11 protein-coding genes are annotated in these 12,123 nt (G+C 59.7%); 7 read left to right on the forward strand and 4 right to left on the reverse strand.

The annotated features are described in order from the left end of the window. The coding region (locus BMW66_RS14250) for a transposase (protein ID WP_139196182.1) at positions 1 to 219 on the reverse strand (219 nt) is incomplete at its 3' end. 384 nt (positions 220 to 603) lie between these two features. Here BMW66_RS14250 and BMW66_RS14255 point away from each other — a divergent pair. Both BMW66_RS14255 and BMW66_RS14260 read left to right on the forward strand, forming a co-directional pair. After that, positions 604 to 1,494 carry an NAD-dependent epimerase/dehydratase family protein gene (locus BMW66_RS14255; protein ID WP_093119500.1) on the forward strand — a complete coding sequence of 297 codons (891 nt, stop codon included), beginning with the start codon at positions 604 to 606 and terminating at the stop codon, positions 1,492 to 1,494. Between the two features lie 118 nt (positions 1,495 to 1,612). After that, positions 1,613 to 2,404, forward strand: a complete 792-nt coding sequence (locus BMW66_RS14260) for an IclR family transcriptional regulator (RefSeq protein ID WP_175483257.1) — start codon at positions 1,613 to 1,615, stop codon at positions 2,402 to 2,404. Between the two features lie 6 nt (positions 2,405 to 2,410). On the opposite strand, the gene BMW66_RS14265 is transcribed toward BMW66_RS14260, so the two are convergent. The 3 genes from BMW66_RS14265 to BMW66_RS14275 are packed head-to-tail and all read right to left on the reverse strand — an operon-like array spanning position 2,411 to position 5,745. Then, positions 2,411 to 3,229 (reverse strand): SDR family NAD(P)-dependent oxidoreductase, encoded by an 819-nt coding sequence (locus BMW66_RS14265; protein WP_217639314.1) that lies wholly within the window; start codon positions 3,227 to 3,229, stop codon positions 2,411 to 2,413. Continuing rightward, positions 3,216 to 4,907 carry a thiamine pyrophosphate-binding protein gene (locus BMW66_RS14270; RefSeq protein WP_217639315.1) on the reverse strand — a complete coding sequence of 564 codons (1,692 nt, stop codon included), beginning with the start codon at positions 4,905 to 4,907 and terminating at the stop codon, positions 3,216 to 3,218. The genes BMW66_RS14265 and BMW66_RS14270 overlap by 14 nt, the downstream gene beginning before the upstream one ends. 25 nt (positions 4,908 to 4,932) lie before the next feature. Then, on the reverse strand, positions 4,933 to 5,745 hold the full coding sequence (locus BMW66_RS14275) for a phytanoyl-CoA dioxygenase family protein (protein WP_093119505.1): 813 nt from the start codon (positions 5,743 to 5,745) through the stop codon (positions 4,933 to 4,935). A gap of 202 nt (positions 5,746 to 5,947) precedes the next feature. Between BMW66_RS14275 and BMW66_RS14280 the strand changes: the two genes are divergently transcribed. From BMW66_RS14280 to BMW66_RS14300, 5 genes are all read left to right on the forward strand, one after another. Further along, positions 5,948 to 6,901: a Bug family tripartite tricarboxylate transporter substrate binding protein gene (locus BMW66_RS14280; protein ID WP_217639316.1), complete on the forward strand. Its 954-nt coding sequence runs from the start codon at positions 5,948 to 5,950 to the stop codon at positions 6,899 to 6,901. A gap of 100 nt (positions 6,902 to 7,001) precedes the next feature. Next, positions 7,002 to 7,463 carry a tripartite tricarboxylate transporter TctB family protein gene (locus BMW66_RS14285; RefSeq protein WP_093119508.1) on the forward strand — a complete coding sequence of 154 codons (462 nt, stop codon included), beginning with the start codon at positions 7,002 to 7,004 and terminating at the stop codon, positions 7,461 to 7,463. Between the two features lie 106 nt (positions 7,464 to 7,569). Next, positions 7,570 to 9,012 carry a tripartite tricarboxylate transporter permease gene (locus BMW66_RS14290; RefSeq protein ID WP_245729494.1) on the forward strand — a complete coding sequence of 481 codons (1,443 nt, stop codon included), beginning with the start codon at positions 7,570 to 7,572 and terminating at the stop codon, positions 9,010 to 9,012. Positions 9,013 to 9,272: 260 nt separating this feature from the next. After that, positions 9,273 to 11,051 (forward strand): sulfoacetaldehyde acetyltransferase, encoded by a 1,779-nt coding sequence (xsc, locus tag BMW66_RS14295; protein WP_093119511.1) that lies wholly within the window; start codon positions 9,273 to 9,275, stop codon positions 11,049 to 11,051. Positions 11,052 to 11,498: 447 nt separating this feature from the next. Further along, complete coding sequence (locus tag BMW66_RS14300; protein ID WP_093119513.1) at positions 11,499 to 12,113, forward strand: FecR domain-containing protein; 615 nt, start codon at positions 11,499 to 11,501, stop codon at positions 12,111 to 12,113. The last annotated feature ends 10 nt before the right edge of the window (positions 12,114 to 12,123 follow it).

Raw genomic sequence — 12,123 nt, forward strand, 5'->3', positions numbered from 1 at the left:
CGGAAAGTCATTCGGCAGCATCCGCCACTGGCACCCGGTCGTCGCCATGTAGAGGATCGCGTCGAACACGTCGCGCAAGCTTGTCGTGCGGGGTCTGCCCGTGGTCTTGGGTGCGGGCATGAAAGGCGCGATCAGTGCCCATTCGGGGTCTGTCAAATCGCTTGCGTATTTGCCACCCGCTCGGGCATGCTGGCGGCGAGTGAGTTCGGTCCAGGCCATCGTGATCTCCGTTCAGCTTTGCAACCGAACAGAAGCACAACCTGCTGAACTCACTCAATTAGTTTCAAATCGGGCTCTCAGAGACGCGGACGCTCGCGCGGCAACGAAGATAATGGCGTACGTTGCGCGCAAATCTGATCGTGATGATTTCAAGGATAACAACCCACACCAGCCTCCACAAAGCTCAGGATCATATGGCAAGCGCTGGACCACTGCACAGCTTCGACGCCGTCCTGCCCCACTTAGTATCACCGCCCCGAGGCCTGCCGCACGGGTTATTTTTTACCAAGTATCAATGTCTTGACGCCACCTGTGGTATCCCAGATGGTTGCCCTCATGAGCGCGGTTGTTTCAGCCGGCGCGAAGCGGGTGGAGGATGTGTAGATGCTTGACGAGCGGGTTCTTATAACGGGTGGGCGAGGATTCCTTGGCCGAGCACTTATCACAGCGCTTCAAGCGCAGGGCGCAGGTGTTGTGGCTCTGGATGTCGCTGCCTCGCCGACGGACTTACAGTCGGGCGTGATATTCGAGCAGGGCGATATCCGCGACCCCTCGGTCGTTTCGAATGTGGTCGGCCGTCATGACATCTCGGCCATCGTGCACTTGGCAGCGCTGGTCATTCCGGCTTGCCGAGAGAATCCGGTTCTGGGTGCCGAAGTCGATATGATCGGTCATATCAACGTGTTGGAGGCGGCGCGCCGGCACGGTGTCGCGAATGTCGTCTACACAAGTTCGGTGGCCGCACATCCACGCGAGCCGCTGAATTCGCCGGTCAATCTTTACGGCGTCTACAAGCGGTGCTGCGAGGACATTTCCAAGGTCTATTTTCTGGACCACGGCATCGCCTCCATCGGATTGCGGCCCAACGTGGTCTATGGCCCGGGCCGCGATGTTGGAGAGACGGCGGCCATCACGCAGGCCATGCGCGCCGCCGCCGAGGGTAGGCAATATGAAATGCCGTTTTCTGGGCAGATGTGTTTTCAACACGTTGACGAGGTCACGGACATTTTCCTGCGCTGCCTGACCACAGTCCCGGATCGACCGGTGGTCACGGACCTTACGACAGAAACAGCCTCGACCGATGACGTTATCGCCGCGATCCATGCCGTCGTGCCAGACGCGCAAATTGCCCCATCGAACAACCACAGACCAGCCCCACCTTCCCTTGACAACAGCGCCCTGCGCGACCTGCTGAAACAATGGGACAGAGTTTCGCTGGCTGAAGGAACGCGCCGCACCATCGCACACTATAAGGGGATTGCGGACGCCTGCTGAAAGGCCACTCCATCACCTCCTTCAAGTGGAGGTTTGTCTGGCAACTAGACCGAGAATGTTGCAGAATTCGGCCTGTGTAGGCTCTTTGAAAGGCAGGTTTCCGACAGTGTCGCGTAAAATGGAGACCGATGATGACGATACCACCCCGGACTATCGGCGCGTCACCGCGCTGGAAAGGGGCCTGAGCGTTCTGCGCGCTTTTGGTCCGGGTAACCGACCTCTTGGCAATGCGGAGATATCGCAGCGGGTCGGCCTACCGAAACCAACCGTTTCACGAATTACCTTTACCCTTACCGAACTGGGATACCTGCTCTATCTTCCGGATGTCGCACGCTACCGACTTGGTCCGGCCGTGCTTACCTTGGGCTACGACGTTCTGGCTCAGATGGGTATTCGCGAGATTGCACGCCCGCTGATGCAGGAACTCGCGAACGAAACGGAAGCCTCGGTGTTTCTGGGCGTGCCAACCGATACGGAAATCATCTACGTTGAGTCCTGTCGCTCGCCCACGTCCATGACCATCCGGCTCGATATCGGATCGCGGATACCGCTGGCGACAACAGGTATGGGGCGTGCCTACCTTGCCGCGCTGCCAGAGGACGAACTCGAGGCTCTGCTGGTGAGGATCGCACCGAAATACGGTTCGGACTGGCCGGAAGTGGAAAACCGTATGCGCCGAGCCCTGACCCATGCGCAAAAGGCTGGTTTCGCACTCTCGATCGGCGAATGGATCGCCGAGGCAAACTCCGCGGGTGTGGTCATTCAAGGAAGCGGAACGCGACCGAGCTATATCCTCAACATTGGGGGGCTGCGATCGATTATCACGGCGGAGAAACTGCGCAACGAACTCGCGCCAAGACTCGTGGCTCTGGCACGCCATCTGGAGCACGTCGGGCATGGGTTGTTTTGACCGACTTCAGATGACCATGCCCTGCCCGCCATTTATGTCGAGCGAAGCACCGGTAACGAAGCCCGCCTCCTCGGATGCCAGATAGGCGATGGCGGCACCGATATCTTCGACTGTGCCATGACGGCGGACGGGAATTGACTGCAACACCCGCACCCGTTCTTCATCGCTCTGGCGTTCCGACAGAAGGCGCTCCACGCGTGGTGTCAATATGGCGCCAGGGCACAGCGAGTTGCAGGTAATGCCCTTCGGCCCGAATTCCTGCGCGATCTGCAGTGTGAATGCCTGCATCGCGCCTTTGGCAGCCACATAGTTCGCACCCGCGAACAGGCTTCCGAAACGCCCTGCCTTTGAGCCCATGTTGATGATACGGCCGTATCCGATCGCGACCATGTGCGGCAGCACCGCTCGGGTCGTCCGGACGCAGGCGGTGACATTCACGTCCCATACGCGTGCCCAGTCTTCCTCGGACTGATCCAGAAAGGCAAACGGAGTGTGCAACGACCCACCAATATTGTTGACCAGTATGTCAATGGATCCAACGGTTTTCGCGATCCGGTCCACCGCTGGGCCGATATTGCCAGTGTCCGTCATGTCGATACGTTGAGTGGAAAGGCTCAGATCCAAACTCTCGGCAGTCTCCATCGCATTTTGCAGGGCGGCCGCGTCACGATCCCAGACGGTCACGCGCGCGCCTTCGGCCGCGAGCCGCAGCGCCGCGCCGAGACCGATACCACTGCCCGCTGCGGTAATCAGGGCGCTGCGACCATGAAAACGCCCGCCCCGCGCAGGCGCGTGGGGGGCGGACGGTGGATCAGAGCGGGGCACTATCGACAGCCTCGTGATGGCTCGCTTCCGGGTCCACCTTCACATCGATCACGACGGGTCCGCCCATGCGGTGCCCTTCCTGGATCGCGGCGCGGATATCGCTCTTGTGATACACGCGCAGACCCTTTCCGCCGAGCCCCTCGGCGACAGTCACGAAATCGACATCGGAAAAGTCCACCGCGATGCGCTTCTCCCCGAGATTGTCACGAACCATGCCCAGTCCCGAATTGTTGCTCACCACGAAAACGACATCCAGATTCTGCTGAACACAGGTCGGAATCACCTGAATCGTCATCAGAAAACCGCCATCGCCCGACAGGCAGGTGATACGGCGCTCGGGGTGAACCATTTTCGCCGCCGCCGCGGCCGGGCCACCCCACCCCATGACACCTGTTCCACCGGGCACGAGCAGTTGACCCGGATAGGGCATGCGCAGGCCGAAGGTCGCCCATATGCGGTTCGCCCCTGCATCAAGTACCAGCATGTCCTGCGAAGCCAGGAACTCCTGGATGGCACGAGTGACGTCGCTATGGTGAACCGAGCCCTGCGCAGCTGGCAGATCCGGGAGTTCGAAATAGCCGTTTTTCGTCTTGATGTCGCGCAAGGCCCCGAGACGGGCATCCTTGTCGGCGCCGCTCAGCCCGTGATCGGCAAGCATGCCCAGCACATCCATCACGTCGCCCGTAATGGCAAGGTCCACCGGATATACCCAGCCTGCGTTGCGCGGGTCAACATCCACCTGCACAAGAGTCTGTTCCCCCGGACGAATGAGGTCCGGATCGCGAAAGCGGGTGTAATCAGGCCCCATGCTCGCACCCAACATGACCACGAGATCGGCCGCCGCGAGCGCACGGTTCGCGGCCGCCTGGCCCCAGGTGCCGAGCATGCCGGCGGCCACATCCGAGGTCTCGGCAATCACGCCCTTGGCATTGTAGCTGGTGACAACACCTATCCCCGCGGATTCGGCCAATGCCTGCAGCGCCGCGCCCGCCCCCGAGGCCAGTACCCCGTTCCCGGCCACGATGACGGGCGCGCGTGCCTCATCCATCAGTTTGGCCAGGCGATTGACCGCCACCGGATCCGGACGTGCCGGGGTATAGGATTGGTACCCCGCGCCGGGATAGAGGCCGGGCTTGGGTGAATCCGGCACCTCGGCGCGGATGATCGGTGTCTTCATGACCACGGCCGCAGGCCCTGTGCGCGGAAGAGAGGCATGCTTGATCGCCATCTGCGTCCCATAGATCGCCTCGGATGGTGTCGTGGCGTAGGTGCAGTATTTCGTGATCGGTCTGAGTGACGCCATGGCATCGGCCCCACCGTAGTCGCCTGTCATGGTCTGATAGACGCCCATCTGACCATAGCCGTCGTAGTCGGACGTCTCGGTTAGAACAACAAGCGGCGACCCCGAAAAATGCGCCTCCAGTATTCCTATGGCCCCGATCGTCGTAATCCAGGGTCCCTGCCCCATCAGCACCGCCGGTCGACCGGTCAACCTCCCGTACACCTGCGCCATGATGGAAGCGATCCACTCATTGCGGGTCAGTATAACCTCCAGATCATCGCGACTGTCATGGAAGGCCGGCAGCGTCCAGGTTATGCCCAACCCCGGCAGGGTGAAGGCGTGTGTGACGCCGGCCTCGACAAGAGTCCGGACGACCATCTCGTTGGTTTTTACCACGCTCGTTTTCTCCGCTCAGGAATGCCTATTGCTTGCCGGCTCTGAAATTGTTCCCCGCCCTGTCCTCACCGCGAACCAACCAGATGGGACGCAAGGGATAGTTCATGTCCGGGGAATGCTTGTTGGCATAGATGGTCGCAGGATGGTCCTCGCTGCGATCGTAGAGCGTGGTGGCCGGCATATACCTGATGGCATAGTCGGCGCGCCTCTTGATCGAGCGATTGTGCTCGGAGCCATGTACCGTATACACGTCGTGAAGAGAAATCTGACCTGGCTTCAGGATGCAATCCTTGGCCTTGGAGGTATCCAAGTCGGTCATTTTCTGCCCCAAGGCCATGTCCTCGCGCAGTTCCACCTCGTGGTGTTCCAGATTGCGGGACTTGTGAGAACCCGGGATATACTGCATGCACCCGTTGTCCCGGTCGGATCCATCGATCGACACGCGCACCGTGATTGTCTCGAGCGGTTCCAACGGCCAGTATTTCCCATCCTGATGCCAAGGCACCGCCTTGCCGTCTCCCGGGGGCTTGGCAAACAGCATGCTGCCCCAGAGAATTATGTCCGGCCCAATCAGTTGCTCGACCATGTCCAGAATGTCGGGATGCTGGCAGAACTCCAGAAAGTCGACATTCCCCATCAGCTTGGCTGATTGACCATAGGGATTGTGCGGCCCCGAAAGGGATTCGGGCCTGATTCCGGCGTGGTCCGCTATCAGCTTGTCCACCGCACCGCGGAGTCTCTCCAGCACATCGTCGGGAAGCACGTAGTCCGGAATCACCAGTCCGTCCTCGCGATAGGTGCGGATATCGTCTTCAGTCAACAGTGCTCTTTCGACCATCTTGAGCCCTCCTCGGTCCAAATGTTCGGGCCTTGTTAGCACCAACAAAATTTTTTTGGAATAGCATTTCAATTTATTTTTGAAATGTCATTTTAAAATGTTTGAGTTCGCGGGGGGTGCTGTATATCGTCGCGGCAGACCGCCAGAACACAGCAGAACGCGCAAAGCGTTCGCTGGCGGTCACGACAAGGAGGAGGATCAAATGAAATCCCATATCTTCAAGCTATCCGCTGCGGTGGCCGGCATCTGCCTGGGCACTGTCGCGATGGCCGAGTTTCCCGAACGGGCTGTCACGATAGTCGTCCCGTTTTCGGCGGGAGGCGGAACCGACATCACGGCGCGCGTGCTTGCCGGGCCGATGGCGGATGCCCTGGGAACCGAGGTCGTGGTCAAGAACACAGACGGAGCGGGGGGCACCATTGGCGCCGCCGCGACTGCCGCCGCTCGCGACGACGGCTACACCGTGGGTCTGCTGCCCGTCGGGCCCATGACGACCCAACCGCACCTGCGCAACCTGCCCTACGGGCCGGACAGCTTCGACTACGTCTGCCTTGCCTACTCAGCGCCCTCGGCAATTGTGGTGCGCAAGGATTCGGAGTTCAACTCACTTGCTGACATGATCGAATTCGGAAAGGAGAATCCGGACGTCCTGAATTTCGGCGTACAGGCCATCGGCTCGATCCCTCATGTTGCCGGACTGGGACTTGCCGATGCGGCCGGTATCGACTTCACGTATGTTCCCTACGCGGGAAGCGGTCCGACCTTCACCGCGATGCTCGACGGCTCGGTTCATATGTTCGTGGCGCACGTTTCGTTTCTGACCACCAACGCGGATCAGGTCAAATCCATCGCGCTGTTGTCGGATGAACGCATCTCGACAGCATCTGATCTGAAAACCGCGGGCGAACAGGGTGTGGACATGAACTTCCCCATCTGGGGTGGTCTCGTGGTGCCAAAAGGTGTTGATCCGGAGGTTCGCGACAAGTTGGAAACCGCCTGCGAAGCCGGTGTGAACTCTGACGCCTTCGTAGAGCGTATGGAGTCACTTGGCACGCCGGTGGTCTACATGGGTGGAGACGAATTCGAAAGTTTCGTACGGGCCGAGTTCGAACGCAACGATGGCCTGCTTTCGGCCGCTGGCCTGAAGGCCGAGTGACCATGGCTATGCGGGCGGGGCACAGATTCCCCGCCCACATGTATCTCGCCTGCGAACCGCAAAGTTTCGAACCCTTCCGGAAATCTGAAAGAGATCGCGCGTGCCGAAAATCTCATTGCCATTTCTGATTGGCGCCGTCTTCGCGCTCCTGTCCCTGTTCCTGATCTGGCACACATTCTCTGATGTCTACCAGGGGTCATATCAGGCAGCAGGCCGGGGTCCGGTCTTCTTTCCACAGATCCTGCTAAGTTGCCTTCTGTTGCTTTCGCTGGTTGTCATGTTCGGCGGCCTTAAGGCGGAACCGCTATCGCTTTCGCGTGATGTGGCCCTGCCAGTCATATCCGTACTGTTGTTCACCGGACTCTATGTCTACGCCATAACGGCCGCAGGTTTCCTGCTGTCCACAATCGTCTTCACCTTCGTGATGCCGCTCTTGCTCGGGTATCGACGAATCTGGGTGATCCTCGCGATAACCGCAGTCTACCCGGTCACTGTCTGGTATCTGTTCGATCACGTGGTTCAGATCGTTTTACCCTCCTCGCCGTGGTTCGATACACGTTGATTTGGGCGCGGGGCATTTTCGGTGTTTTGCGCCTCGGCACTTTCGGGAGTAGCTAATGGACGCGTTTGTATTGGGCCTCGACCATATCGCCACGGTCCAAACCCTTATGGCCATCGTCATTGGCACCCTTGTAGGTGTGACCGTCGGTGTCCTGCCCGGCCTTGGCTCGGTCATAGGGATTACAATGGTGTTGCCCTTCACTTTCGCCATGGGCCAGATGCCCGCCATTGCCCTGATGCTCGGGGTCTACTGCGGGTCGGTATATGGTGGCTCGATCTCGGCCATAGTCATCAACACGCCGGGAACGCCGCAGGCGGCTGCCACCGCGCTTGATGGCTTCCCGATGGCACAGCGCGGTGAGGCCGATCTCGCCATTGGCTGGGCCACGGCGGCGTCGGTCCTCGGCGGCTTGTTCTCTGTGATAGTTCTCATCTTGGCCGCTCCGCAACTTGCGGCTTTCTCGCTCAATTTCACGGCGATCGAGAATTTCGCGCTCGGGTGCTTTGCGCTAATCTGCATCGCCAGTGTTTCACAGGGTAACATGGCAAAGGGCCTGATGTCGGGCGTGCTGGGACTGTTCGTGGCCTCGATCGGCCTAGACCATGTGACCGGAGACATGCGCTTCACCTTTGGCAGCTTTCAAATGGCCGCTGGGATCAGCCTGATTCCCGCTGTTGTCGGCCTGTTCGCCTTGTCGGAGGTGTTTATCCGGGCGTCGGAGGCCCGCTTGCCGAAGCCCGAAATCACCCATAAAGTGGGCTTTCGACTGCCTGCGTTGCGGGAATGGAAACCACGCCTCTGGCTACTTCTGAAATCCTGCACGATCGGCTCATTCGTCGGAACCCTACCCGGCACGGGGGCTGCCACAGCAGCCTTCATCAGCTATTCCGAAGCGCGGCGCACCTCACCCAACCGGGAGAACATGGGCAAGGGTGAACCGGATGGAATCGTCGCTTCGGAAAGCGCAAACAACGCCGTGACCGGAAGCGTAATGGTGCCAACTCTTGCTTTGGGCATCCCCGGAGATCCGGTCACCGCAGTGATGCTGGGCACACTGATCGTTCACGGGGTTACCCCTGGGCCGCGCCTGTTCTCCGAAAACATTGACATTGTATATGCGATCTTCGTGATCTTGATAGCGGTCAATCTGGTGATGTTCGTCGTGGGAGCACTGGGCGCTCAGGCATTCACGCGGGCACTTCGAATACCTGAGCCGCTGTTGATGACCATGGTCATGGTCGTCGCCCTGCTGGGCGCCTACGGCGTGCGGGGCAATGCGCTCGACCTGATCATCGCGTTCGGAGCGGGAATTGTGGGGTTCGCGCTTCGAAAAGGCGGCTTCCCGCTCGCTCCGCTTGTCATCGGAATGGTGCTCAGCCAAATGATCGAAAACTCCCTGCGCCAGGGGTTGCTTCTGACTCGAGGTGATTTCTTCGCGTTCTTCGAGCGCCCCATCGCACTTGCGCTTTTCGTCATAACGTTCCTAATTCTGGTATGGCCTCTGCTCCGCGCTCTTTGGGTGCGCCGCAGATATTGGAAGCCCTCTTGATTGACCGTTCCTCCTGTCGGCCGTGCGCCTGTCTGATCAAACCCGACCGCACCGGCGCGATCCAACAGATGGTCGGTCGTCGTCCGCTGTCCGCCAACAGGGGCCGACGCTTCTCCAGCGCGGTGACGTTTGTCAGTCTGGCACACTCAGAGTCCAGTCCGAGACGGCCCCGAGTATCATCCTGGAAAACAGGAAAAACAGGTGTGGAGAACCGCAGCGCCTGACACCAGCATCAAACGTAAGAAAAGGAAAGAAACGCCATGAAGATGACAACCGAGGAGGCCTTCGTCAAAACCCTGCAACGTCACGGCATACAGCATGCCTTCGGCATTATCGGCTCGGCCATGATGCCGATCTCGGATCTCTTCCCGAAGGCCGGGATAACCTTCTGGGATTGTGCCCATGAAGGCAGCGCCGGGATGATGGCCGATGGTTATACCCGCGCAACCGGCAAGATGAGCATGATGATCGCCCAGAACGGGCCGGGCATCACCAATTTCGTGACCCCCGTCAAGACAGCCTACTGGAATCATACGCCGCTTCTGCTGGTCACGCCGCAGGCCGCGAACAAGACGATCGGCCTGGGAGGCTTCCAGGAGGTTGAGCAGATGGCACTGTTCGAGGATATGGTCGCTTACCAGGAAGAGGTGCGCGACCCCTCGCGTGTGGCCGAAATTCTGGCGCGCGTCATATCGAAAGCCAAGCACCTTTCAGCGCCCGCACAGATCAACATTCCGCGCGATTACTGGACGCAGGTGTTTGATGTCGACCTGCCGCGCGCGATCGAATTTGAGCGTCCCGCTGGCGGTGAAAATTCCGTCGCCGAAGCGGCGAGGCTTCTGTCCCGAGCGAAGAGCCCAGTCATTCTCAACGGGGCTGGGGTGGTTCTGTCACAGGGCGGGATCAACGCCAGTAAAATGTTGGCCGAGCATCTGGATGCGCCAGTCTGCGTGGGCTACCAGCACAACGACGCATTCCCCGGCTCGCATCCTCTGTTCGCCGGGCCGCTTGGGTATAACGGCTCGAAGGCGGCGATGGAGTTGATACGGGACGCTGATGTGGTTCTCTGTCTCGGAACCCGATTGAATCCATTTTCGACCTTGCCCGGCTACGGCATGGAATACTGGCCCGCCGCCGCCAAGATCATCCAGGTCGACATCAATCCTGACCGGATTGGCCTGACCAAGAAGGTCACGGTGGGCATCGTCGGTGACGCGGCAAAGGTCGCCAATGGAATTCTTGCACAACTGGCGGATACAGCCGGCGATGAAGGCCGTGAAGAACGTCGCGCGAAGATTGCCGAAACCAAATCGCGTTGGGCACAACAACTCTCCTCGATGGACCATGAAGGCGACGATCCCGGCACCACGTGGAACGAGCGCGCCCGCGCGGCCAAGCCCGATTGGATGAGCCCGCGTACAGCGTGGCGCGCGATCCAGCGAGCCCTTCCCAGGGACGCGATCATCAGCTCGGATATCGGCAACAACTGCGCCATCGGCAACGCTTATCCGTCATTCGAAAACGGGCGCAAATACCTTGCTCCGGGCCTCTTCGGTCCCTGCGGCTATGGCTTCCCGGCGATCGTGGGCGCCAAGATTGGTTGCCCGGACGTCCCCGTCGTGGGTTTTGCAGGCGATGGCGCCTTTGGGATTGCCGTTAACGAACTCACAGCCATTGGTCGTGGCGAATGGCCACCCGTAACCCAAATTGTCTTCCGCAACTACCAATGGGGTGCGGAAAAGCGAAACTCCACCCTTTGGTTCGACGACAACTTCGTAGGCACTGAACTGGACGAACAGGTGAGCTATGCCAGCATTGCAAAGGCCTGCGGGCTGAAGGGTGTTGTGGCGCGCACGATGGATGAACTGACCGAAGCGCTGAACACGGCCATCAAGGATCAGTTGGAGAATGGTAAGACCACCTTGATTGAGGCGCTGATCAATCAGGAACTGGGAGAGCCCTTCCGCCGCGACGCGATGAAAAAGCCGGTCGCTGTTGCTGGGATCGACCCCGCCGAAATGATCGACCAGATCGTTTAGGAGATATGGAGGAGTCAAGGTGATGACCTCGAGTGTGGCCGGGCAACGTCATGGCCTGTGGCCATGACTGGGCCCGCCCCTTTCTTTCGCCGTGTAGGCGCTGCCAATGTCGGACGAGACCTCGACAACGCTTCGCTCACTGCTTTTGTGCGGAATTCCTCGGTCGTGATGCCATCTGTGTTCTCCTTTGCGGCACGATACTCTGTCAAAGAAGCGACACCAAACCGCAACAGGTCCACTCCTTTCTCGGAGTCGCGGATCGCACAACAGATCAGCTTGGTCGGCGCTTGATCGATTTTCAGAACACCTGATTCAGACCATCGCTGATATTGGTTGGAGTGCATCCGCTTGCGGAGACCGGCACAGTGAACAGACAAACTTGAAGTTGTTGACCTCAAGCTCCCCGCCCGCCATGCTCAAAAGGTCACCTGCTGCAGAGGGACTACAATGAAACATGGAAGTCTACTGCGCGGCATTCTAGCGAGCATCCTGATCGGGCTTGTTAGCCCTGCCGCTGCACAAACGCCCGGAACTTGCGTCGTGACGCGAGTCGAGGGGCAGGCATTCGTTTCTGCCCGTGGTGCAGGTGTCCGGTCTGCGGTGACGGGCCTGGGACTGGGGCGTAACGCGAAGTTGCGCACCGATGCCGGGGGGCGCATCACGATGACCTGTTCCGGTGGGCTCGATGTCGTCGTCGGCCCTGAGAGCGAGGTCGACGTGATCGGTCTCCTCGACGGAGGTGCGCGGCCGTTCGGTCTTCGTCTGATAGATGGAATCGCCGGTTTCCTTTTTTCCAGCGACGAGGAGAACGGCGTGCAGGTCCGAACGCCTTCGGCTGTAGCCGCGGTACGTTCCACCCAATGGGCGATGCGGGTCGAGAACCGCGCGAGCGCAATATTTGCGCGCACGGGCATGGTTTTCGTCGTGACCGATGACGACGATGCGCGACTTGGTCCGGGTGATGGCGTGGATGTTACTCCCTCGGGAGAGATCGGACCGGTCACACCTTGGGGGCAAGCGCGCATCGATCGGTTCGGCGCGCTGCTCGGTCCCGATTGGTAGAGCGCAACAG

Source organism: Salinihabitans flavidus (genome assembly GCF_900110425.1).
Taxonomy (GTDB): Bacteria; Pseudomonadota; Alphaproteobacteria; order Rhodobacterales; family Rhodobacteraceae; genus Salinihabitans; species Salinihabitans flavidus.